22 protein-coding genes and 3 pseudogenes are annotated in these 24,681 nt (G+C 45.5%); 22 read left to right on the top strand and 3 right to left on the bottom strand.

Annotated elements, in window-relative coordinates:
* Position 1 precedes the first annotated feature (1 nt).
* The gene (locus tag NST38_RS04015; RefSeq protein ID WP_341343782.1) at positions 2-787 is read left to right on the top strand and encodes a sirohydrochlorin chelatase; all 786 of its coding nucleotides are present in this window, start codon (positions 2-4) and stop codon (positions 785-787) included.
* Positions 788-933: 146 nt separating this feature from the next.
* Here the strand turns inward: NST38_RS04015 and NST38_RS04020 are convergent, their stop codons facing one another.
* Entirely contained in the window at positions 934-1,503 is a 570-nt protein-coding gene (locus NST38_RS04020) for a TetR/AcrR family transcriptional regulator (protein ID WP_341343783.1), read from the bottom strand.
* Between the two features lie 168 nt (positions 1,504-1,671).
* On the opposite strand from NST38_RS04020, the gene NST38_RS04025 reads away from it, so the two are divergent.
* Together NST38_RS04025 and NST38_RS04030 are read left to right on the top strand one after the other, a co-directional pair.
* Positions 1,672-2,598 carry a ketopantoate reductase family protein gene (locus tag NST38_RS04025; protein ID WP_076320031.1) on the top strand — a complete coding sequence of 309 codons (927 nt, stop codon included), beginning with the start codon at positions 1,672-1,674 and terminating at the stop codon, positions 2,596-2,598.
* Between the two features lie 71 nt (positions 2,599-2,669).
* Positions 2,670-3,086, top strand: a complete 417-nt coding sequence (locus tag NST38_RS04030; RefSeq protein ID WP_341343784.1) for a DUF4395 domain-containing protein — start codon at positions 2,670-2,672, stop codon at positions 3,084-3,086.
* 95 nt (positions 3,087-3,181) lie between these two features.
* Here the strand turns inward: NST38_RS04030 and NST38_RS04035 are convergent, their stop codons facing one another.
* Positions 3,182-3,898, bottom strand: a complete 717-nt coding sequence (locus tag NST38_RS04035; protein ID WP_341343785.1) for an NPP1 family protein — start codon at positions 3,896-3,898, stop codon at positions 3,182-3,184.
* 525 nt (positions 3,899-4,423) lie between these two features.
* On the opposite strand from NST38_RS04035, the gene NST38_RS04040 reads away from it, so the two are divergent.
* Both NST38_RS04040 and rlmD read left to right on the top strand, forming a co-directional pair.
* The gene (locus NST38_RS04040) at positions 4,424-5,305 is read left to right on the top strand and encodes a diacylglycerol kinase (protein ID WP_017690659.1); all 882 of its coding nucleotides are present in this window, start codon (positions 4,424-4,426) and stop codon (positions 5,303-5,305) included.
* A 524-nt stretch (positions 5,306-5,829) separates the two neighbouring features.
* Positions 5,830-7,611 (top strand): 23S rRNA (uracil(1939)-C(5))-methyltransferase RlmD, encoded by a 1,782-nt coding sequence (rlmD, locus tag NST38_RS04045; protein WP_341343786.1) that lies wholly within the window; start codon positions 5,830-5,832, stop codon positions 7,609-7,611.
* Between the two features lie 809 nt (positions 7,612-8,420).
* Here rlmD and NST38_RS04050 read toward each other — a convergent pair.
* Positions 8,421-8,573 (bottom strand): annotated as a pseudogene (locus NST38_RS04050) (IS256 family transposase); the annotation flags it as partial.
* A gap of 224 nt (positions 8,574-8,797) precedes the next feature.
* Between NST38_RS04050 and NST38_RS04055 the strand changes: the two are divergent.
* The 17 genes and pseudogenes from NST38_RS04055 to NST38_RS04135 form a co-directional block, all read left to right on the top strand.
* Positions 8,798-9,037, top strand: coding sequence for a phosphopantetheine-binding protein (locus NST38_RS04055; protein ID WP_340902068.1), 240 nt, complete (start codon positions 8,798-8,800; stop codon positions 9,035-9,037).
* Entirely contained in the window at positions 9,034-10,527 is a 1,494-nt protein-coding gene (locus tag NST38_RS04060; RefSeq protein ID WP_341343787.1) for a class I adenylate-forming enzyme family protein, read from the top strand. The genes NST38_RS04055 and NST38_RS04060 overlap by 4 nt, the downstream gene beginning before the upstream one ends.
* Before the next feature lie 49 nt (positions 10,528-10,576).
* On the top strand, positions 10,577-11,632 hold the full coding sequence (locus tag NST38_RS04065; protein ID WP_341343788.1) for a hypothetical protein: 1,056 nt from the start codon (positions 10,577-10,579) through the stop codon (positions 11,630-11,632).
* Between the two features lie 389 nt (positions 11,633-12,021).
* On the top strand, positions 12,022-12,951 hold the full coding sequence (locus NST38_RS04070; RefSeq protein ID WP_211083169.1) for an NAD-dependent epimerase/dehydratase family protein: 930 nt from the start codon (positions 12,022-12,024) through the stop codon (positions 12,949-12,951).
* A 13-nt stretch (positions 12,952-12,964) separates the two neighbouring features.
* Complete coding sequence (locus tag NST38_RS04075; RefSeq protein WP_036668367.1) at positions 12,965-13,216, top strand: acyl carrier protein; 252 nt, start codon at positions 12,965-12,967, stop codon at positions 13,214-13,216.
* On the top strand, positions 13,213-14,571 hold the full coding sequence (locus NST38_RS04080; RefSeq protein ID WP_341343789.1) for a hypothetical protein: 1,359 nt from the start codon (positions 13,213-13,215) through the stop codon (positions 14,569-14,571). The genes NST38_RS04075 and NST38_RS04080 overlap by 4 nt, the downstream gene beginning before the upstream one ends.
* A gap of 44 nt (positions 14,572-14,615) precedes the next feature.
* Positions 14,616-15,731: a UDP-glucuronosyltransferase gene (locus tag NST38_RS04085; protein WP_338707758.1), complete on the top strand. Its 1,116-nt coding sequence runs from the start codon at positions 14,616-14,618 to the stop codon at positions 15,729-15,731.
* A gap of 27 nt (positions 15,732-15,758) precedes the next feature.
* Positions 15,759-16,853: a radical SAM protein gene (locus NST38_RS04090; RefSeq protein ID WP_340902075.1), complete on the top strand. Its 1,095-nt coding sequence runs from the start codon at positions 15,759-15,761 to the stop codon at positions 16,851-16,853.
* Positions 16,854-16,985: 132 nt separating this feature from the next.
* Positions 16,986-18,074, top strand: a complete 1,089-nt coding sequence (locus NST38_RS04095; RefSeq protein ID WP_341343790.1) for a radical SAM/SPASM domain-containing protein — start codon at positions 16,986-16,988, stop codon at positions 18,072-18,074.
* Positions 18,075-18,106: 32 nt separating this feature from the next.
* Positions 18,107-19,111 (top strand): ABC transporter ATP-binding protein, encoded by a 1,005-nt coding sequence (locus tag NST38_RS04100; protein ID WP_340902077.1) that lies wholly within the window; start codon positions 18,107-18,109, stop codon positions 19,109-19,111.
* The gene (locus NST38_RS04105; RefSeq protein ID WP_340902079.1) at positions 19,089-19,898 is read left to right on the top strand and encodes an ABC transporter permease; all 810 of its coding nucleotides are present in this window, start codon (positions 19,089-19,091) and stop codon (positions 19,896-19,898) included. The genes NST38_RS04100 and NST38_RS04105 overlap by 23 nt, the downstream gene beginning before the upstream one ends.
* A gap of 4 nt (positions 19,899-19,902) precedes the next feature.
* Positions 19,903-20,715, top strand: coding sequence for an ABC transporter permease (locus tag NST38_RS04110; RefSeq protein WP_017690645.1), 813 nt, complete (start codon positions 19,903-19,905; stop codon positions 20,713-20,715).
* A gap of 40 nt (positions 20,716-20,755) precedes the next feature.
* Positions 20,756-21,604, top strand: a complete 849-nt coding sequence (locus NST38_RS04115) for an FkbM family methyltransferase (protein ID WP_036668358.1) — start codon at positions 20,756-20,758, stop codon at positions 21,602-21,604.
* 5 nt (positions 21,605-21,609) lie between these two features.
* The gene (locus NST38_RS04120; RefSeq protein WP_051449571.1) at positions 21,610-22,563 is read left to right on the top strand and encodes a class I SAM-dependent methyltransferase; all 954 of its coding nucleotides are present in this window, start codon (positions 21,610-21,612) and stop codon (positions 22,561-22,563) included.
* Between the two features lie 207 nt (positions 22,564-22,770).
* Positions 22,771-23,805 carry a hypothetical protein gene (locus NST38_RS04125; RefSeq protein ID WP_341343791.1) on the top strand — a complete coding sequence of 345 codons (1,035 nt, stop codon included), beginning with the start codon at positions 22,771-22,773 and terminating at the stop codon, positions 23,803-23,805.
* A 405-nt stretch (positions 23,806-24,210) separates the two neighbouring features.
* Positions 24,211-24,560: pseudogene (locus NST38_RS04130) on the top strand (AIPR family protein).
* Positions 24,487-24,642: pseudogene (locus NST38_RS04135) on the top strand (methyltransferase domain-containing protein); the annotation flags it as partial. The pseudogenes NST38_RS04130 and NST38_RS04135, both read left to right, overlap by 74 nt.
* Between the last annotated feature and the right edge of the window lie 39 nt (positions 24,643-24,681).

A 24,681-nucleotide genomic window follows, 5' to 3' on the forward strand; every position in this document is an offset into this window, starting at 1 on the left:
CATGAAGAAGCCGGGTGTACTCATCATCAGTCACGGTTCACAGGAGCAGACCTGGGTGGAATCCGTCGATGACGCGATCTCCCGGTTGAATCTGCCTGTTCCATTACCGGTTGAAGCCGGTTTTCTTGAACTTGTGGAAGGACGCCTGATCCAGGACGGTATCGACCGACTGGAAGCACAAGGCGTAACCGATATTCTGGTTGTACCTCTATTTGTTTCGTCCGGGAGTACACATGTGGATGAAATTGAATATGCCATTGGTGCAAAGGAAACACCTGATCGCGAAACGGATCTGGAACCGTTCGATGTGAAGGCTCGGGTTCACTTCGGTTATCCGGTGGATAACGATCCGGATATTGCCGTGATGGTGTGGGACAAAGTCCGATTACTGTCGCAGCAACCGGAGGAAGAAACGATTCTGCTGGTAGGCCATGGGAGTATTCATGATGGTTTTCGCGAGCGTTGGGAAGCTGGAATTTCTTCCCTTGCAGAGCGTGTGCAGGAAGTTAGTGGTGTAGCCCATACGGATTATGCATTGCTGAATCCGGAGAGTGTGTACGACAAAGTGAAGTACTGGAGCGAAGAGCGGGGGAACCGAGTCATTGTGGCGCCGCTGTTTTTGAGTGCCGGTTATTTCACGAGGAACGTTATCCCAGGTCGGCTGCAAGAACTGAACTATGTGTACAGCGGTGAGACACTGTTGCCACATCCATTGCTTGGGCAGTGGCTGGAGCGCCAGATCCAGATTTTGCTGGAGAGATGTAATGAAGTTAAAGCTTCTTCTTGAAGTGATCGCTTTGGCATAGGTGTGTGATCGCATCGCTCGTAGTAATGCAGTATCAATTGATTTGAACTCCATAGCTTCATAAACAATCAAACCACGTCGAAGGACGTGGTTTTTGTTTATTGTAGATCACTTGAGCGAGGATTAGTTTATCCATTAATGGGTGCGTGTAAATTCAGATGTAGCTCCAGTAAATTTATTAATTGGTCAACGATCTCCTCGGCCGGATAAGGCATGGAATTCATAATCCACCACTCCAGGAGGCCCACAGCAGCGGAAGCAAGAAACTGTATGGTGATCTCTTTTTTCATACCTTCCTGGATGCCACAGGCATCCATCTGTTCCTCCACTCCCTGGACCAACAATGTCATCAACTTACTACGGAACGCTGGAATACCTTTTTTAGTTAGAAGTGTGGTATAGGTAGAGGCATGCTGTTCCAGATAACTGAAGGTTCGGAGCAGCGCATCCTTGGCCGTAACGGGTTTTGTAGTAGGGCTTTCGATCATACAGGCATCCAACAACCGCTGCAAATAGGTCTCAATGCATTGATCCAACAGGTCGAACTTGTCAGCGTAATGCAAATAGATGGTTCCTCGGTTTACATTAGCCCGATCAGCAATATCGTTTATCGTAATTTGCTCAAAATCCTGTTCCTCCAGTAACCCCACAAAAGCTTCAATTATTGCCTTTCGTGTCTTGAGTACTCGTCTGTCCATGGCCCCTCCTATGATGGTTTTCAACAATAAGGAATCATTCGTTGATTATTCAACAAAAACGGATATTTTAACGATTGAAGCACAGTAGGTGCTTTGTTACTCTTATTTTATCAACAAATGTTGATAAAACAACGATTATTTATAAACTATGAAATTGAGGGATAACCAATGAAGATATTAGTGTATGGTGCGGGGGTTTTGGGCAGTCAACTGGCGCATGTTCTGGTGCGCGGCGGCAATGAAGTCACCATTCTGGCCAGAGGGAAGCGGGCAGAGGAGCTGGAGAAGGATGGACTCGTCATCCGGCATTTTTTTCAATTCAAAACGACAGTTGATCAGGTTCGGGTAGCCAGAACGTTGGAAGTGGATGACCAATATGATCTGATTTTTGTTGTCATGAAGTATAACGATTTTCCTTCAGTGTTACCTATTCTGGCAGACAATCAGAGCAGCAATATTGTGATTGTGGGAAACAACGCAGATGCACGAAGCATGCAAAACTTTTTGGAGGAAAACAGCAGGGTAGCAAAACAGGTCGCGTTTGGATTTCATGTGAGTGCAGGGAAGCGGGAAAAGGACCGCATGTTATCGGTCGGTGGAGGCAGCGGACAAATGGTAATCGGCAGTCTGGACGGAGAGATAGGCTTTAAACCTTTGCTGGACCAAGCTTTCCAACATGTGAAATACAAGTTAAATGTTCTGAGCGATATTGATGCCTGGCTGAAAAGCCATATCATCCCCATTCTGATGCTTAATGCGGTGAGTTTTAATGAGGAGCGTGAGTTGATCAAGTTGGACGGGAATAGAAAGCAAATCCAACATATGATTGGGGCGATGGATGAAGGCTTTAGCGTACTTGAGGCTATGGGCATAACGATTATACCGGAGATTCAGGCTAAAATGATCCGCAAGCATCAACGGATGTTGTACCTTCTGTTGAAGATCTATAGCATGCTTCCGGTTCATAAGCTGGTCGCGGGTTCGTTTGGAGAGATTGAGGCGTTAAATAATGCATTTACCGATTGGAAAAAGACAACAGGCACCCCGACTCCCCATTGGGATGTGCTGAAAAGAGATTTTACTCCCCTTAAATGAAGTGTTGCTCATTAACCCAATACCGACTACAATAAAACCAACTAATAAAATGGGGATAAGGAGATATACAGATGCGGGAAGTACCTATGCGCTATGTGAAAGCAAATCAGGTTGGTATTGTATTGTTTGTTTTGCTCTCGTTTGTGTTCAATCCAATTGTAGTTCTGGGCTTGCTGTGGATCATTCAGGTGGTGGGGCTGGCTTCCGGTGGCAAATTTAATCTGTTCGTACAGATTGGCAAAGTCGTGCTGACTGGTAAAGGTACAGAGGCGCAGGCGGTGGAGCTACAGCGATTCAACAATATTCTGGCCGTGCTCTTCCTGTCTTTGGCACTCATCTCGTTCTCGCTTGGCTGGGTAGCTGCAGGTTATGCATTCTCCGTCATGCTTCTCGCAGCTGCAAGCGCGGCTCTGCTGGGTTATTGTGTAGGCTGCACCGTCTATTTCTGGTACAAACAGCTGCGTGCAGGCAGAAAAATCGGATTTTGAGGTTGGCTGAAGAAGTGATACAGGTATCCGGGATACTACAATAACTTCATAACGAAATCCCCCTCAAGTGAGCTGCCACTTGAAGGGGATTTTTCTTATCTGAACCAGGCCTTATTTAAATTGTTGGTAAAATTGTTATCGTTGAAAGGCACGTTGGCGCTACCGAAGTTTGTCGTGTTGAGTGCATTTCGTGCCGCAGAAGTCAGATCGTCCCATCCGATTAAAGGCTGAGTTCCGCCAACAGCGTTGGTGACCCCGAGCTCATGGTTCAGCGGCCAAGTACTATTATAGGAAATCAACGGATGGTTACCTTGTGTATTGTTATTGTTCGGTGTAACTTTGGTAAACTGGCCGTGACCGGAATATGCGATAGAGAGGATTTTGGAGTTGGCAGCTGCCGGATTATCGACCCACACGACGATTCCTTCCCAATCATGACGATGGCCGAGTCCAGAGGAAGGGGAGTCTTTGGGGAAATACCACGAATACATGATAGCCCACACCCCATTGTGCCATGCGGAGCGGGAGTAGATCTGCCCTGTATTTGAGCTACAGTTCCCATTCGATGACCCGGACGTATTCAAGCCAGCGCTGGTATTACCCTGTTGATCCACTGCGGGAAAAGGCACACAACCATGATAGACTTTTAGAAACGGCTGAAAACGCTTGGCTGCTTGTTGCATTACGGTGACTGGTGAGACTTCCTGAAATCCGACAACCTGATCATGATTAATTTCTGCTGCTTCAACAACGGTGACCCAAGGAATACATGCCATAAGAAAGACCATAAGCATTAACACAATTTTTTTCATTTACACTTCTCCTTCAAGGGGATGATGTGGTGTTAAGTTGAGGGTTCACTAAAACTATATTGGAAAAAGGTTTATGTTAATTATCTTTTCATCTTAAGATTTGTAAATTTGTAGCATATCTATGTCATAATCATATGAAGATCATCGAAATCGAAGACTAATTCCTGTCCAAGCGGGCAGAATGGTTGATTAATGAGACTATTTTACATAAAAGGTAGTGGGGAAGATTCAGGATCGGTGCGTGAGGTTTATTGGGTAATAGGCAGATTAGTGGGTACGGATATGTTAAAATATACTTATGGATTACAGACTAGGACATCTTTACATTTGATGATATGATAGGAGTTAAAGGCTTTGGAATGAGACGGAATTCCTGATGCATAGATATAGGTAAGACGAAAGATTAGAGCAACATTAACGGAAGTTCATTATTGTGTAAAAAATATGCCCTTTTGTGGACTGATGCAACGTAAGAATATGAGGTCGTTTAGACTCATGGATAATGTGGAATAGGTGGCGTATGAGATGAAAAAAGCTCGCTTAATATATAATCCGACCTCAGGCCGGGAAGAAATGAAGAAACGTCTGGCTGATATTTTGCAGCGTTTGGATCAAGGTGGTATTGAAGCTTCATGTCACGCAACAACGGGTGAAGGTGACGCAACCCGGGAAGCTGAACTGGCAATTGAACGCGGATATGACATGATTATTGCTGCTGGTGGCGATGGCACGTTGTATGAAGTGATTAACGGTATGGCTGAGCGGGAGAACCGTCCTCCGCTGGGTGTGTTTCCTTTGGGAACAACGAATGATTTTGCACGTGCACTCGGCATTCCGAGACAGTGGGAAGATTACGTGGATCTGGTCATTAACCAGCAACTTCGTCCGCTCGATCTGGGCAAAGCGAATGATAAATATTTTATCAACATCGCCGGTGGCGGATCACTGACTGAACTGACCTATGAAGTACCGAGTCGTCTGAAAACGATGATTGGGCAACTGGCCTATTACATGAAGGGTATTGAGAAAATGGCGAGCCTGTCTCCTCAGGAGCTGATTATTCGCGCCGACGGTCAGGAAGAGATCCATGATGAATTCATGTTATTCCTCATCGCCAATACCAATTCGGTCGGGGGATTTGAGAAGTTGGCTCCAGGTGCAACCATCGATGATGGTCTGTTCGATGTGATCGGTGTCCGCAAATGTAATCTGGCCGATATGATTCGCCTCGTAACGCTCGCGCTGCGTGGGGAGCATCTGAACGACAAGAAAGTGGTTCATTTCCAGACGAGTCATATGGAAGTTACGTCCCCGGGATATGTACAATTGAACCTCGATGGAGAGTTGGGCGGTACATTGCCAGCTACCTTTACGAATTTGCGTCATCATCTGATGTTGTATCGTTAAACTTGGCACTTGGCGGAGAATGTGGTCGCTTGCGGAAAGCGTTAATGCCGCAGTGGTTGTTGTATAGCATCGCACAAGTGGTGAGGAGAGTTGGATTCAGCTCTGCCGTAAGGCGAGATGGAAGTGTATTTTCCAGTTGCTGTGTACGGTGGGATCGCGTATAATCTCATGTGGTCACCATACGTTGAGCGGATACAGGGCACATTGTGGTGATTGAGTGAACATGAACAGTGAAAGTTAAGAGTGCTGGTCTAGTTCGACGTACTGCAATGTGATACACCGTGCTGAATGTAGCGTTTGGTTGATTGCCCGGGTGGCGGCTAACGAACTCAGAAAGCCTTAATGTGGCGAAATCGCCGGATCTGCGAATTTAACGAATCTCAGCGTCGTTATTTTGGAGAAAATGACCGAAAAAGGTCGGGAAACAACATCCGAACTTGATATAACGTTTCTGAAGTTCATTAGAAATTCGGAACGTTATTTTTTGATGTGATACCATATAAGAAGAAAGAAGTGAATGTACGTTGTCTAATACGAACCGCAGCGGTCGTGGAAAAAACCGCCGGAATTCGGCTGCCTCTCAGGGGCAAGGGAACGCTTCAGCGTCCCGTCAGCCAAGTCAATCATCTCGTCCATCTACACGTCAGCAGGGAAAAGAGGTGCGGCCACAAGGCGCATCTCTTTCTGCCGTTCGTCCAAAGGGGAGAGCGCGTGAATCTGCACCAATCGAAGGACTGCCCGTTAGCAAAAATGAAGAGACCGTCATCGACATCATTGGTATGAACCATGACGGTGAGGGTGTAGGTCGTGCGAATGGATACACGCTCTTTGTGCAAGGTGCGCTTCCAGGTGAAACCGTCCGTGTGCGCGTAATGAAAACCAAGAAGCAGTACGGCTACGCCAAACTGCTGGAAATCGTGAAAGCAAGCCCGGATCGTGTGTCCGCGCCTTGCCCGATCTACGATCAGTGCGGCGGATGCCAGATCCAGCATATGAGCTATGCCGGACAGCTTGAGTGGAAGCGCCAGTTGGTCGTAGATAATTTGCAACGGATTGGCAAATTGAACGTGATGGTGGAGGATGCGGAGACGTTGGCATCCAACGCGCAAGATGACGCCTCAGTTGATGAGGCGAAGTTGGCGGAACGGTTGGAACATGATGCGAATCAGACAACTGAACCTGGACAAGCATCTTCTGAAGCACAGATGATTGGAAGTAATCGTATTCGTTTTCGTCTCGAAGGTGTCATGAACGAAGAAGATACGGAGCAGGGCATTCGTGTACTGCCTACTATGGGTATGGACGAGCCGTGGCGATATCGGAACAAGGCACAGGTGCCAATTGGAGCTGCCGAGGGTGGTCTGGTAGGTGGTTTTTACGCTAAAGGAAGTCACCGGATCATCGATATGGAGAGCTGCCTCATTCAGCATGAACACAATGACGAAGTGGTCGCGAAGGTGAAGGAGATTGGCAGTCATTTTGGAATTAGCGCCTATAACGAAGAGACAGGTCGCGGATTGCTGCGTCACGTGGTCGTCAAGAAAGCGTTCCGTACTGGCGAGATGATGCTCGTACTGGTCACGAATGGTCGAGACATTCCGTACAAAGACGAATGGATTGGCAGTATCCGTGAAGCGATTCCGCATGTGGCGAGCATCTGCCAGAACGTGAACAAGAAACAGACCAACGTCATCTTTGGCGATGAGACCCGCGTCCTGTGGGGCCGTGATGTAATCTATGATTACATCGGTGATGTTCAGTTTGCGATCTCTGCGCGTTCGTTCTATCAGGTGAATCCAGTGCAGACGGAAGTACTGTATGGGAAAACGGTAGAGTACGCAGGACTGAGTGGCAAAGAGACGGTAATTGATGCCTATTGCGGCATCGGAACGATTTCTCTTTTCCTCGCGCAACATGCGGATCAGGTGTACGGGGTAGAGATCGTGCCTGAAGCGATCGAGGATGCACGTAGCAATGCTCTATTGAACGAGATGCGCAACGTCAAGTTCGAAGTTGGTGCCTCTGAGGACGTCATCCCGCGCTGGAAAGAACAAGGCATCGAAGCTGACGTCATCGTTGTCGACCCACCACGAAAAGGCTGCGACCCGCGTTTGCTCGATACCATCCTGGAGATGAAGCCGGAACGCGTGGTTTACGTGAGTTGTAATCCGAGTACGCTGGCACGTGATCTTCGTGTGTTGGAAGATGGCGGCTATCGCACCGTGGAGGTAACGCCGGTGGATATGTTCCCGCATACGGTGCATGTGGAATCGGTGGCGATGTTAAAATGGAAGGGGCAGGATTAATTCCTACGCCTCTCGTTGTTCCAACTTCCTTATGGATTGAGGACGGGAAATATATAATGTATGGCTTTGATTGAACCGTCTTTAATAACTTCAATTTTTTGAATAAGTCTTTGAAGTGCCTGCTTAAAGACTTGTTGACCTTCAATTTGAAGTTCGGTGAAGCGGGATAATTGCTTTATATAGGCACGGAGTTGTTCTTCCGTGTCTTTTTTTGTACCTATAATACAGATAGAGGTGAAATTTCTTGAACTATAGGGGCATAGATCTCATCAAGTAGAAGCTTCTTATCATCACGCTTGTAGCCAAATGTGGGTAGAGAAGCCTTGTAGGGCGGTTCGTGAAAATATCATCTTCATGTGGCTCGCCGCTGGCCAACAGCCAGACTTTCGTACCAGTAACCTCTTTCTTTCCGAACGGATGAAAGAGGTTACTGGAAACCGTGTTTACCCATGTGCTAGAGTTATAACTGATTTCGATTGGACTTCAAAGCGAGGCAAACTTCATTAACTCAGCTTTGGACGCTGATACACGTGGTTCTGTATCGTGTTCATGAGCGATTCCAGTTTGAAGTCGGGCCGTTCTCCTTAAATAATTGACGTTCGTTCTTGACAGCCCCACAGCATGCGTTGAACATCTCCTTGGCATCAACGGGCTTTTTCAAAACTGTTGACAATTGGTATATTTGTAATTATATTAAATATATCGGGCGATTAGTGCTGTAAATCTACCAGTGTAAACGCTACCAAGAAGAACTTTACGCAGTATAGTTCGATCCCGTCGAGGAAGAAAATGGAGAGTTGATTGGGGACTTACTCCCAGTTGTATATACACTCTGTCCATTTACGAGTGACATTCATCGTAGTTTTGTAGAGCATTTTCAGCAACGCTTCATTGCTTGGGAAAATGCTTTTTTCTTTGGCTTTGCGATGTTGACGATGGTAACCCTCAATTATTTCCGTCGTTGTACTCTTCGCGTCAAGCTTTTTATGTCCTGCATCGTGTCATACTCCGCCTCCAGCATGAATTGCAGAATCTCTGCATACAACTATGCAAACAACTCTTTCAGTGCAAATTCACCTTGTACATCGTTATGAACTTTTTTTTCTTCACAATACTCTCACTTGCTTATCACGTATACTATCCTCTTTAATCAGCCTTTCTAAAGATTATCTAACGGGGGAATATGATGTCTAAATCAATAGAATATATCTTGAGAGATGAAATTTTTGCTGAGCTGGACATCGAGTATCCGGAAGGCCACGATACCCGTTTGTTGGACCAAGGGATCGATTCAGTAGGCTTCATCAAGCTTATTGTTTTAATGGAATCGAAGTTTAACATCTCGATCCCTGATGAAGATCTGTTATTTGAGAAGTTCTCCACGGCTGGATTAATCCTTAATTATTTGACTGTGAAAACGCTATGATGACTATCATTCAGCGTCTATTTCTGGAGGCCTCTGATCGCCAAGATCATATTATCCTTGAAGATCTAAAGCAGCAATGGACTTACGCAGAGGTGATGACAGAAGCTTACTTGATTGCTCTATATATCCACAAGAATTTTGAGCTTGAGTCCGGAAGCCATCTTGCATTATACACAAATAATGAGCCCTTGTTCATTTTTGCGGCGCTGGGCATTCAATTCTGCGGTTATGTGTTAGTACCGGTTCCTTATTCGGCGTCCAATACTGAAATTGAAAATATTTTAAATGCCAGTGACGCCAAATTGGTTATCAGCAAATCTGCACAGCCAGCGCATTTAAATTCCGACATTCCTTGGGTTACCGCTCAGGATTTATCGCAAGAACCAATGCCTTCGTTCGAATCGATCTCGTTAACCAATCAGTCCGATCCCAATCAATGTGCGATTCTCCTTCCTACATCGGGCACAACCGGAAAATCTAAAATCGTTATGTTATCCCATTGGAATGTATTAACGAATGCGTTGGCACATGGCGGAAAGGTGGGGTATACAGAACAAGATTCGTTTCTTGTAACGATGCCCGTTCATTTCAGTTCTACGATTGTCACGCAATTAATTTCTTGCATGTTATATGGAACCCGAATTAAACTTATCAGCTTGCCCTTGCTGCCGCGCACAGCGTTTAAACTGTTTCAGAATAAGGCGGTCACGGGATTCTCAGCGGTGCCTACGCAATTGATGCACTTTGTTTCCGATTTCCATCAGACAAAGAACTGGAGTGCCTTTGATTCCATTGAATTTATTGTAATTAGCGGTGCGGCGACTCCTGCGAAATTAGTAGACCATCTTCAGACTGTATTTCCTCATGCGGACATTATTCAAACCTATGGATTGACCGAAGCTTCTCCGCGGGTAAGCATGATGGAACGGGGAGAGCGCTACTTATCCTGTGGATCACCCATAAATGACGTTTCTATTCGTCTTCTTGACGAAGAAGAGAATGAGGTAGAAGGAGCTGCTATCGGAGAAATTTGGGTCAAGGGCCCGAATGTGATGCTCGGTTATTACAAAAACCCGGAGTTAACGAACGCTACCATTGTTGAGGGTTGGTTAAAGACAGGAGATTTGGGATATTGGAATGAATCAGGGTGTCTTATACTCACAGGCCGAAAGAAGAATATCATTATATCCGGCGGTATCAATATCTATCCGGAAGAAATCGAGGAATTTTTGTACGGCTTGAAAGAAGTGGAGGAGGTCATGGTTGTTGGTGTACACGATGATCTGTTAGGCGAAGTGCCTATCGCATTTCTGAAAGTTTTTAATGAATGCCTGGTTGATATAGATGCACTGACACGACATTGCAACTTGCATTTGTCATCGTATAAAGTGCCTAGACAATGGAGGGTTATAGATAATATTCCAAAAACAAAAACAGGAAAACTGGACAGGGCAAGTACAAAGCGCTTATTGCTAAATGAGATATACTGATTCGGCATCCTTAAGCCATTTAACCAAATAACGAGGGGGGAACGAAAGGTTGAAGAATTCAACTCAAAAATTTGGAAGAGAAATATTGCCGGTCAGTTATCCGATGATTACAACCTATACGCAACATGCTCATCTCTTGTCCATACTTACCCATTACGAGTGCGCACATCCATGGATATTTAGCAATTATATTCAATTATTTATTAACAAAGATTATAAACACCATTGGGGAGATTTTTATTTTCCTGTGACTTATGAGCTGCGGCCTTCGGATGCGTGCAAATGGATTACTACTCAAAAGATACATAGAGATACTGTAACAACTAAATGGGACTCTGTTATTCATTTTATTGTAGAAAATATTAATGCTAATAACTATGTCCACACCATGATCAATTATTTCTACGTGCCCCTAAGCGATCGCTACAATAAACTTCAATTGCATCATGACATATTTGTTTACGGCTATGATTTGGATAGAGAGATGTTGTATGTTTCCGATTTTTTTAAGAACGGGGTGTATAGTCAGGCTGAGATATCATTTAATGATTTCAATCTTGCGTTCAACACAAATCATCTAACAACCAATCATGATTACCTTAGAGAAATGGTTTATCTGTATACATTCAATGATCAATATCAGGATAAATTCAGTACAGATACCCTAGTGAATTCGATAAGAAATTATTTCACTAACAAAACGCCGGAGTATTGGGAGATGTTTAACTACGGGGGCGACAGGGATAATCTTGACTTCGGCATGCAAATATACACAACTCTATATAATTATGTGAAAGAGACATCGGAACATAAGGCTATGCTTGATATAAGACCCTTTCATTTAATTTATGATCATAAGAAGATAATGACGCTAAGATTCAAGTACTTGTACGATAATCAGCATTTAATTGAATTAAATCAAGAGCATATAGATGAATTCACAGCTATTGAACTTAAAGCAAAAATCCTTGTGAATCTAGCGATTAAATATAATTTGACAAAGGATACGAGTATTTCCGAAAGTTTACAAACGCTGATTACGAATATAGAAAATGAAGAATCCATATTCCTTGAACGATGGCTGAAGAAGATAGTTATTCAGTAATGTTGAGGGAGCAGATGATGTCAGTTGTGGATATCTCTTCTTGCACCCGAATAGAAGCTTTAGCGCGAAGCCCGTGGTGATCCGGGCATATTTATGGAAGGAGTGATGCTGGGATTATAATCGTTGGGAGACAGCGTGTTGAGTAAGCCAAACCGTTGCTCTTGTATTAAAGATTCCGTTTGCTGACAGCCTATTGCCTTCTTGTCTTTCAACGATCCGCATTGCTTCAAGCGCTTTTTTCCGGCACAACCACAGCGAATCCACTCACCTCAAGAATCTCTCCTGGTATTTGACCCAACATCTTGTGATTCATGCATAGAACCATATCTGTTCGATTGAATTAATAGTGGTTTCACAAACCTTAAGCAAGGGGGGGGATCATAATATTCATTGTATTAACAGGAGTCGCAGGCTTCATCGGTTCCAACCTTGCCGAGAGGCTGCTGCGGGAAGGCCATACCGTTATCGGCGTCGATAATTTTCTGACCGGGTCTACTGTCAACATAGACAATCTCTTACGGTCGCCCAATTTCAAGTTTATCGAGCATGACGTCATTTATCCGCTCGCAATTGAAGGCCCTGTCGATTGGGTGATGCATTTTGCCAGTCCTGCCAGTCCGCCCAAATATTTGTCCTATCCGATCGAAACGATGAGGGTCAACAGCGAAGGGACGATGCATCTGCTGTATCTGGCCAAAGAAAAGCAGGCTGCTTTCTTCTTGGCTTCAACAAGCGAGATCTACGGTAACCCAACTGTTCACCCTCAGCCGGAAAGCTACTATGGCAACGTGAATTCGGTTGGAGCAAGAAGCTGCTACAACGAAGCGAAGCGGTATGCAGAGGCGATCACCTACTGGATGAACAGGAAATACGGTATACCGGTAAGGGTCATTCGGATCTTCAATACATTCGGCCCGAAGATGGATTTAAATGACGGACGCGTCATTACCAATTTCATTAATGAAATCATGTCCAAGCAAAACCTTACGATTTATGGCGACGGCAGACAGACGAGAAGCTTTCAGTATATCGACGATTTGCTGGAAGGGATTGTGAGACTGCTGAGCACCACGTATGAACAGCCAGTCAATTTGGGGAATCCGGAGGAAGTTACCATACTTGAAGTCGCCCAAATATTGAAGGAGCTAATGAAGTCCAACGCGCAGTTAGAGTTTCTCCCGCTGCCGGAAGACGATCCAAGGAGAAGGAAGCCGGACATTACCATTTCAAGGACGATTATGGACTGGGAACCGGCGATCAGTTTGCATGATGCACTCGCTAGAACGATCCATTATTACCAGGGTCAATATATCCATTAAACGGGAGGTACCTATGCAAGAACAGATCATAGCGATGATATGCGAAATCAAGGAAGACGCCCAACTGGCAAACAGTTTGAACGAGCATTCGAACATCATGGAAGACGGGGGATTGGACTCTTTACAGCTAATTACTTTTGTACTACAGGTGGAAGAGCGTTTCGGTATTGAAATCGATTTTGAACAATTCGACTTCAATCTTATGGAGTCGGTAACGACCTTCTGCAATTATATCTCGGAGCTGCAGAAAACAGCGCCTGTATGAACGATAGACGCAAGTTCGAGCTCATTATCGGGACATTTGACGCGGAACGCTTCTGGCGCGACCCTAATCTAGCCAAACTGCCGTCGTTTCACGATCCTGAAATGGAGAATATCGTGATGGCCATGGATGAGCTGCTCTTCCCATTTTGCGAGGCGCAGGATAAGCTCATTACTCGCTATCGAATGAACGTTTGCCATAAAGAGTATTTGCATGAGATCGGATTTAAATTTCTTTCCAATTCAACCGATCTCGAGAGTCCTGATGTAGGAAGCGTAGGCAGAACCGCCAATATATTCGACCTGCTCACATCAGCCGATCGAATGGGTGACATGGATCTCTACTTGCTGGACGGCGCCCGGTTGTCGCCCTTTGCCGTCATTCCGGGGGTAGATCGTACTGCAGCGCGTTACGGGCTGGAACAGGATTTTCCAGCTATCGAAACGGTTCAGACTGTCAATTCGAAGCTGTATTCAACCGAATTGAACCGTCGCCTTGATCTTCGGTGTGACAGCCAGACGGTCTATTCTCCCGAAGAGCTGCTGGCAAGCGGCTTGACTTTGCTGAATCAAGGACCCTTCCTGATCAAAGATGAGTTTGGGGTATCCGGGAAAGGGAATTTGCTGATCGAGTCGGAAGCGATTTTGCAGCGAGTCACATCCTATGTCGCCGATCAGTGCAGCAAGGGAAAAACGGTTCGGTTTATTATTGAGCCGTTCCTCCGCAAGGAATTGGATTTTTCTTGCCAATTCCACATCGATTCAGACGGTACTTACCGACATATCTCAGTGCAGCAGTTGGTTAATCGCAATTTCGCTTACCAAGGCTCCTATACAGCAGACGATAGGTTGCTTCATATGCTGCAGGAAGCGAAGTATTTTGATGTAATGAAACGGGCGGCTCGCGAGCTTTATCGGTCGGGTTATCACGGCGACGTATGCGTCGATTCTATGCTGTTGACAGACGGCCGCATCGTTCCGATTGTTGAGGTGAATGCAAGAAGATCGATGAGTCTGATCAAGCATTACGTTGACCGCTACCTGAAGAAGCACGACACGGCCGGGAGCATGACGCATGCGACTTTACAGTTTGCATGCGATGTATCATTCGATCAATTGCTTGAATCGCTGGACCGCGAGGGTGTTCTATATAAGCCTGATCGAGGATTCGGTATTTTACCGTTAAGCGCGAATACGCTCCTTATTAACAAAGTCGTCAGCGAGTGCAAGGGGATCCGGAATAAGCAGGTGAAAGGCAGATTATATTATTCGTTGATCCAGGGGGAATGGGATAACGAACGATTGACCGCTAAGGTTAAGGAGGTGCTGTCGTCGTTATCCTTCAAGATCGCCCGCTGATGCAGTCCGAAGCGCTTAAAGCCATGAATGGAGGAAGAAATTTTATGGGTAAGCGGAAAGTGACGATTCTATGCTCGGGTTTCGGTCTGGGTTTCTATATTCCCGGTCTGTTAGCTGCAAGTGATTTCGAGAGAAGGGATATCGCGACGGAAGTGCTCGTGTTCGAAAGCTATTTGGAGCAAGACAAGATGGATCATATTGTAGACAGCAGAAAGGCTTATCACAATAATTTCGCACTTGCCAATTTATCGGCCCGAATGCCGATGGATATCCGGGGCAGCATTGATTATGCCCAGGTCGAGCTATTGCTGGAGGCGTGGAAAGCGGAAGACCGGTACGAATTCATATCGTTATCCGGACACTGGATCTATATTCTGGATTTGTATAGGGAGAAGATGCTGCCGAATCAAATTCATGTAGACCTGCTCTACGTCGATTCAGATCTGGCCCCGTCTTGGAAGAGCTTGAAGAAGTTTCATTCTCGCTATGACGAGTATTATTACAATGCTTGTCTCTATGACACTGACAAGATGGAGATTCGATGCGAAATCCCAGTTCTTCATCGTACGGCACTGCCCTTCGACTCAAGGAAGCGGCGGCTTGTTGTTCATGGTGGCGGCTGGGGGATGGGCACTTATCAAAGTACAATTCCAGAGCTTGCCGGCCATAACTATGGGCTTGATATCGTAGCTTACGATTGGAAGGAAGCGAAGCCCGATCCCGATCACCGATATTGGATGAATGATCCGGAATGGTGTGCATGGGTGAAGAGTGCGAACGGCCTGCACGAGTTTCCGCCATACATCGAAATAACGGGAGAAGACACGAAGTCATACGCCGCTGAGGTTGATCATCATTGGTTATTCGATATCGCTTCGGAGGCGATGGCTATCGTGGCCAAGCCGGGAGCGGGCACATTAATCGACTCGCTTGCATCCGAAACCCCTCTTATTCTGCTGGAGCCGTTCGGAAGTCACGAGCTTAGCAATTTGGAATTGTGGGAATCACTGGGGTTCGGAATACGCTACGAGAAGTGGCGGGAGATGGATTTTTCCGTAGAGGTCCTTAGGGAGATGCATCAAGCGATCATGAACAGACCCGGAGAACGGACGAATTATGTGGATCATTATTGTGCGAGAGTCGCGTTAACGAAGGGGTAAGATTTCAATGGCAGAAGGGGTTATGCGATGAGCGTAAACAAATTGAGTGTCGCCCAAGATAAGACAAAGACAAGCTATCCGAGATGGATCGTCATGCAGCTGTTGGAGGAGTGTAATTTACGATGCAAGATGTGCTATGAGTGGGGACTCGAAGGGCCCTACAAAAGCAAAAAAACGTTAGCGCATCTGGATCCGGATCTCATTAAAAAGATCATCGTCGAGTGCAGCCCGGGCAAGCCGTATTACGATTTCTTCGGCGGCGAGCCGCTGATGTACCCTTGGCTGAGCGACATTCTCGCCATGATCAATCACTATGGAAGTAAAGCGGACTTCCCCACGAACGGCACATTGCTTGAGCAGCATGCCGAGATGCTTGTCGAGACTGCTCCAAATAAGATCTGGATGTCGCTCGACGGCCCTGAGGAAATCAACGATAAGCAGAGAGGCAAAGGCGTATTCAAGAAAGTAATCAAGGGGATCGAGAAGCTTTATGAGCTTCGGGAAAGCAAGGGCAAGCAATTTCCGAAAATGGGTGTATCCTTTATCATTACGCCCTTGAACTATATGTACGTTGAGGAATTTTTCTTTAAGCATATCGACTTGTCAATGTTGGACCATATCAGCATGGAAGTGCAACTCTATGCAACGGAAGAGCAGTATGCCCAATATGTGGAGGTTCTTAGTGACAAATTCGACGTTCATGAAGCTCCTTATGCCAAGGGGATGGTGTGGCGTGACACCAGTTCGTTCAGCCAGATCGATATTCCGGAATTGACGAGACAGCTCAATAATGTTAAAGCGTATTGCTTGAAAAACAGCATCCATGTGATCACCTATCCGAAGACGATAGATGAACAAAATTTGAGCAACTATTTCTCGGGGCAATTCCATCAGATGGCTGATAAACGGAATCGGTGCTCCCTTCCATGGGTTTATGCGGAGATTACGGCAAGGGGCGACGTTTCTCCCTGCCATGCCTTCTATGATCTGACCTTTGGCAACGTGAACGAAGAGAGTTTGCTGGATATCTGGAGTAGTGACAAGTACAAAGATTATCGCGCGTATATGAAAAAAAATATGCTTCCGATTTGTACGGCTTGTTCAAGGTATTATATCTATTGATTCATGTGAATGACCTAATAAGTTTAAGAAGGGTGTGTTGATATGAATCCAAAATCAGAGATTAAACATTCCCCAAAGGATTTGCAAATATTGAAACGTACTATCAAGAATACGGTGGAAACAAAGCGGAACATGGAGAAAATAGCGGGTTACGCGACACCGTTGCCAGAGTCGGTCGGGATTAAACTGACGAACCAATGCAACTTGCGCTGCAAGCACTGCTATCAATGGAACGACACCGGCTACCATCACTTTATGACACCGGAGCAACAGCGGGAACAGCTCGACTACGGGCTGCTGGAGAAGCTGATCCTTGAGACGGAACCAGCCAAGTCGAGACTCTATATCTGGGGCGGCGAGCCGCTCGTATACAGCCATTTCGACCGTTTGGCCGATTTGCTTGAAGCCCATCCTCGCGAGACGACGATCTGCACGAACGCGATGCTGATCGAGCGAAAGCTGGACGCCTTGCTGAGAATCTCCGACAATCTGGAGCTACTCATTGCACTTGATGGATTCGAAGAAGAGAATGATGCGCTTCGCGGCAAAGGGGTATTCAACAAGGCGATTGATGCTATTCGGATGCTAGTCGAGCTGCGCAAGGAAAACCGATTCAGGGGCAAAATTACGATCCATACCGTCGTTAACGATGCTATGACCGACAAGCTTTACGATCTGCTGGACTTTCTGGAGGACGTCGGTGTAGATATGGTCATGGTCTGCTTCCCGTGGTACATCTCGGACGAATGCACGCAGGGAATGGACGATTACTTTGACCAGAAGTTCGACTTCCTTCCGGCGAGCGAGCACAAGGGCGAACGAAGCTGGCACGCCTTTAACTACAAGCTCGATCCGGAGCGTATCCCTGCTTTGATGAGCGAGTTGGACCGGGTGAATAATCGGGTCTGGAAAATGCGTTTACGCTACCAGCCGAATCTGGATTATGACCAGATCGAAGATTTCGTGCTCGGCAAAGAGGTGAGGAGTAAAGGCACGATGAACAAGAAGTGCCTGGCTCTCTCGAACCGGATGGATATTACGCCCGATGGAACGATTGTTGCATGCAAATTTTTCAAGGAGTTCGAGATTGGCAAATTAAATGAAGCGTCCGTACAAGAATTATGGCACGGCATGACCTACAGAAGGATAAGGGAAATGATGGATGAACGACTGACACCGGCATGTTCCAAGTGCAGTGTCTTGCATTTGCACGGTGTTTAACTATTCTACATGAGCATAAATGAGGTGAACCAGTGAGCATTATCCAAGTGGAACGCTTATCCAAAAGCTTCAATTACTACGAAAAAGAATTGGGGTTCAAAAAATCGCTAAAAAATTTAGTGAAGCGGAAATCACTGATCAAAGAAGCGGTTAGCGAGATATCACTTGTAATCGAGCAAGGCGAGATGGTCGGGTTCTTAGGCCCGAACGGTTCCGGCAAAACAACTACGCTTAAGATGCTGTCCGGCATCTTGTATCCGACAAGCGGGCAAGCGACGGTATTAGGCTATGTCCCTTGGGAGCGAAAAAAAGAATTCAAGATGCAGTTCTCGATCGTGATGGGGCAGAAATCGCAGTTGTGGTGGGATTTACCGGCGAACGAATCGTTGTACCTGAACAAATGCATTTATGAGGTCGAGGATAAGCCCTACAACCTTGTCCTGGATGAGCTTACGGAGATGCTTGATGTTAAAGATCTGCTCAATATTCAGGTACGTAGGCTTTCGCTGGGGGAACGGATGAAGATGGAGTTAATTGCGTCGCTCATCCACCGGCCTAAGGTGATTTTTCTGGATGAGCCTACAATCGGACTCGATCTGATTTCGCAGAAGCGCATTCGGGAGTTCCTGAAGTATTATAACCAGCAGACGAAAGCAACGGTCATTCTGACAAGTCACTATATGGCGGATATTGAGGATTTATGCAAACGAACAATCATCATCAATCAAGGGAAGATCGTATACGACGGCGATCTTCGGCGTGTGAACGAGCTGTTTCATGCAAAAAAGATCATCAAGCTGCAATTTACGGACGAAGTGCCAAGGCAAGCGCTAAGCGACTATGGCGCTATCATGCAACATGACGGCATTCATGCCGTCATGGAGATCGATAAGCATGACCTTCAGCGGCTTTCCAAGATGATGCTGGACCGGTTCCCGATCCTCGATTTCACAGTTGAAGATATACCTGTCGAGCGAGGCATCGAAAGCTTGTATCAGAAAGATGGGGTCAGACATGAAAGCCTTACAGAAGTATAAAAGGACGTACATCCTTGCGCTTCAGAATGCGATGGAGTATCGGACCGATTTCTTTATGAGTATCATCAGCGGCGGCTTCATCATTCTCGTCCAATGCTTCCTCTGGACGGCCGTGTTTCGCAGTTCGCCGCAAGAGATTATTAATGGCTATACTTATTCACAGATCATCATTTATTCCGTGTTGTCCGGCGTCGTCTCCAAGCTGGTTTCTGCCGGCTTCGAAGGGGAAATCGCGAATGATATCAAGACGGGTGGACTGAGCAAATTTATCGCTCAGCCCATTCATTATTTCAGCTATCGGATATGCAATTTTTTCGGTGGGAAAACGGTTCAGATCGGGGTCGTCCTTGTCTTATTCGTCATACTGATGTTCGTTTTTACTCAGATTTGGGGGTTTCAGCTTAGAGGGGTGCAGATCGTTATGTTCCTGGTCAGCATTCTATTCGGACTGCTCATCAACTTCCTGCTTTTTTATTCGATTAGTGCTCTCGCGTTCATCATTACCGAGGTTTGGGGCGTTTATATCGCGTTCAATCAAGGCGTCTATCTGCTAAGTGGTGCCATCTTTCCGCTTAATATTTTCGGAGATACGTTTGCCAGAATCTCCAGCTATTTACCGTTTCAATATGTCGTATTCTTCCCGGTTAACATCATCAATGGGAGCATGGCGATTCATGAAATAGTGCGCGGACTCCTCTTACAAGCGGTCTGGGTAATTGTGCTTATGATGATTTCGAAGTTGTCGTGGGATTCCGGGATGAGGAAATATGTAGCCGTTGGAGGTTAGATCTGTGAGTATCAGCTTGACGGAGTTTCGGAAGCATGTACGTATGTTCTTTATTTTCGCTAAGAACAGCTTGGTCGGTTACATGGAATACAAAGCGAATTTCTACTCCGGTTTGATCATGGAGACCGTATTTCTGTTTTCCAAGCTGATCTATATCTTGTTCGTTTTCCAGCTCGGGATCGAAATCAATGGCATTTCTCCTGACCAGATGTTGATCTTCACGGGGACCTATACGATTATGATCGCAATCTATACAGGACTGTTTATGGATAACTTTTATAGATTCGCCGGCCATATCCGCAACGGGACGCTGGACTTGTATATGACGAAGCCGCTTTCGCTGCAGTTCATGATTTCATTCCGGCACGTTAACTTCGCGTTTCCGATCCCGAACCTGATCGCCGGGATCACGATGATCGTACTGGCTTGGCGGCGTCTTGACATCGAGCCAAGCTTGATCCACGTGGCCGGATATATCGGCGTGATCTTGAGTAGCACGATCGTGACCTATTCGGTGCTTCTACTTCCGCAAATCCTTGCCTTCTGGACGGTGAAGTCCGGTTCGATCTTCGAAATACTCGACAAATGTTGGGATTTGAACAATATGCCGATGTACATATACCCCAAATGGCTGCGGAGAATTGGGCTGTATGTCGTGCCGATCTTGTTCATCACCAACATGCCGTCGGTTTATTTGATTGATCGATTGGACTTGTTCCTTGGGATATGGATTTTTGTAGCTCCCGTTATATCGCTTCTAGTGGTCAGGCTGTTCTGGAAGCTGGCCGTCAAACGCTATGAAAGCGCCAGCAGTTAGAGAAATGCCCTACAAACAAATTGTTGAGAAGGTGAATTGAATGAGCAAGACGGAGCATGAGCGTCATCCATTGCAGACAGAGGCCATTACAAAGAAACGGCTGCACAACGGGATTGAAATCTATCAAAACAACGAAGGAGAGACCGAGTTTCTCTACAATGAGATTTTCCACAAGGAGATGTATTTCAAGCACGGTATTACGCTTCCGGATCATGGCACGGTCCTGGACGTCGGGGCTAATATCGGCATGTTCAGCCTATATGTCAGCAGCAAAAGTGACTGCAGAGTATATGCCTTTGAGCCACTGCCTCCGACGTTTAAACTCTTGAAGATGAATACGAGCTCGCTTCCTCGCGTAACGACGGTTAACGTCGGGCTTTCCAATGAGATCAAGGAAGCGGAGTTTGCCTATTTTCCTACGATGTCCACGGACTCTGTCCAGATCAAATACAGGGAGAACCACGATCAAGATCTCCGATACGGGTTAATCAACCATTACGAAGATAATTTCGCTGACCCGCGAATGCTAAACCGCTTTGTCGATCATCTTATGTCGCCGAAGCTTCTGAATGAACAAGTCTATCGTTGCAAGCTAACTACGATCTCCGATATGATCCGTTTTTATGATCTGAACCAAATTGATCTGCTCAAAATCGACGTGGAAAAAAGTGAGTTCGAGGTGCTGGAAGGAATCGAACCGGAAGATTGGGGCAAAATCAGGCAAATTGTAATGGAGGTACACGGACTGGACGGAGAGCAGATCAGCAGGCTCGAGAACATCTTCCAAACCAACGGCTTCTATGCCGTGATCGATTACTACGCAGATTTGAATATACCAAATTACTATAATGTGTACGCGTTGAATCAAATGCATACGTCGGCTGGGTGATAGTCATGCTACAACATCTACATGCAAGGTTGGTATGCTCCAGCTGCAAGGGCGTGCTGGTCCAGTCGGAGGCATTGCTGCAATGCTGCAGCTGCGATGCGGTATATACGAACGATGACCGTTATGTATCGATGCTCGACCGGCGTGAGCAGTTTGTCCACCCTTCCGAATGGAACCGGAAAGAGGCTGAAATTCGGGATTATAGCGAGATTTCGCACTCTCTTGCGTTGTCCGGTATAGGCCGATTCGCAACCTTCTTAAATTATGGTTACGTCCCGCACGGGAATGAGCAACATGCGGTGATCGAGCCCGACGATGCATGGAATAGAAACTCGGTCAAGCTGCTGCTTGAGACAGTGGGCAGGACGGCGATTCGGGAGCGGCAGGTGATCGACATCGGATGCGGCAGGGGAGGGAACATAGCAGCTCTGTCTAAATATTTCAAGCCGCTGTCTATTGTCGGTCTCGACATCTGCCCGGCGAATATTGCCTATTGCAATGCCAAATCCCGAGGGGGTGAATCTTTTTATCTCGTCGGCGATGCGGAGAATATACCGTTTGCAGACGAGAGCTTCGATGTGGTGTTAAATATAGAATCCGCACATGCCTATCCGAACCGATCACGATTCTATGAAGAGGTGTACCGGATAATGAGAGTTGGCGGCGTATTTCTGTATACGGAGCTGATGCTGGGAGATCAGGTAGCGCAGAACATCAGGCTGTTAGATGAAGCAGGCCTGTCTGTAATCCGCAATCAGGATGTGACTTCGAATGTTCTTCTATCATGTGATGAGAGTGCGAAGCAGCGTACTGGCACACAAGGGATTGCGAGCAACGCCAAAGCGAGCACGAATATTGGAGATATCAATGAATTCATCGCATTGCCCGGCTCGAAGAAATATGAAGAGATGAAGGCTGGAACGCGGCAATACCGTATGATGAACCTTGTTAAGAGGTAATATAGCCGTAATATCAACAATAATTTTAGGGCGTGTCTGAAAACGCTGAAGGCGGCAGATTTTGCTGGATTTTCGTTCCAAGCAAGGAAGTTTTCCGCAGGTGTGCCGGGGCACGTCAAGGGAAAGTGACGTAGCAGGGGGCGAAAAGGCGGTAAAAGATGCACTTCAGAGGTTTCAAGACACGTCCTAGTATAGGAGAAATATTTTATGGAAGAAATTATTTCCCTGGACACCTTTCAGCCCTTCGACGGCATGACTAAAATGTATCCTCATCATAATTTTCCTTATTTTAATTGCGGCTACAATTTGTTGTTAACGCTTGCCAGATATTTTAAAAAAGATGAGTTGCCGATTTTGAATAATGTTATTAGCATTTATAGATTTGATAAACAAAAAATACAAACAAGAGGATATTTCAAGTTAGAGGTGTTGGATCTTGAGGAGGGAGATCAGATCCTTGAGGAAATGGGGATCTCTATTCGTAAAAAATCCCCTGAACTAGATACGTTACAAGATGAGATCATAAACTCTATTTCAAGTGGTCATCCGATTTCCATATTTATTGATTTATTTTATCAACGCGGGAGAGACTTTTACTATAACAAAAAACATGGACTGCACCCTGTTTTTGTCTATGGCTTCAATCTTACGAACGAGGAAATATATACGGTTGATGATATTACAGAATATAGACAATATTCTCTGCCATTTTCAGAATTTAAATGGTCATGTATGACTTCGGAACACGTAAAGATGCCAGACTACTTTTGGGAATATGCGCTAGTGCCCCCCGGTAATCATGAGATCTTGAACAATAAGAATTTAGCACACACAACCATCAATACATTCGTAGAAAATATGTGCAGGTATCAAAATGAAATAACGGAAAGTTTGAATAATATACTGTTGTTGGCAGAAAATTACGAGCTCATTATAAAAAATGAAACGATTATAGAAACACTGAGCAGTACTATTTATAGAAAATGTTCTGAGAAATACAGGTTAAATACTCTCTATAAGTACAACATTGATCATATCAATGTAAAACATACGCTTGACCCGTTATTGGACCAAATTATTCATGACTGGAAGACAGTAAGGATCTATTCGAATAAAGCCATCATGTCCCAAAAGTTCACTGGGGAAATCATAGACAAGTGCATTGGTTTATTTACAAAAATATATACGAATGAAGTACATTTTAATAATCAATTATTTTTAATGTTAAAGGCTTTCAGGTAAAATCACATCTAATATTGCTAGAAATGAGCCATCAACAGGCATACTGTGCATGTGTCTTTTCATCGTATGAAAAAAGCCGCTGTCTGCATCAACACTTTAAACACAAACGGCAGAGATGCCGTTTTTTTTGATTTTGTTACAGCACACTAGTCATGTGGAGTGTTACTCACTGTTGGTCAGGAAAGACTAATAGTTGAGATGTATTGGCGGAAATAGCAAAGAGGGGCAATTAACCCCTCTTTTTCTTTTTCCCTCTGAACTACCGTGTCCCGTTAGTTCAACGAGGCCGTCTTATCTTTCATTTATGACAGGTGATGATCTTGTAAAGATCTATGATTAATTCGGACAGAGGCTTTTTGAGCAAAATGTAAGGACTTTTCTTCAAATAATCCATATCATAAAGAAATGAAAAGCAATTCACAGCGTGTGTGGGCTCCAAATATAGGAGGGTCACAACGCAGAACACATTGGTTTTATGAAAGAGTAAGTGGAGAATATCTCATCGAACAGGCGTATCTGACAAAAACAGAAAAACTAAATTTCAGCTCGAAAATCCGAAAACTCAACTCATTGAAAAAACCTCTCTATCTAAGAGTGAAAATTCTTGGCTTAAAAAGCCAGATGTTGTATCCAAGGTGGCGCAGTATAGCTTTGCTTCTTTCGCAGATTACATCACAGAGTGGAACGATCTCTCTTTTCCTGGCGCAACATGCGGATCAGGTATACGGGGTGGAGATCGTGCCCGAAGCGATTGAAGATGCTCGCAGCAATGCGTTCTTGAACGAGATGCGTAACGTGAAGTTCGAAGTTGGCGCATCCGAGGACGGTATTCCATGCTAGAAAGAACAAGGTATTGAAGCTACATTTACCTGTTTT

This window comes from Paenibacillus sp. FSL H8-0104, from assembly GCF_038050215.1.
GTDB classification, from domain to species: domain Bacteria; phylum Bacillota; class Bacilli; order Paenibacillales; family Paenibacillaceae; genus Paenibacillus; species Paenibacillus amylolyticus.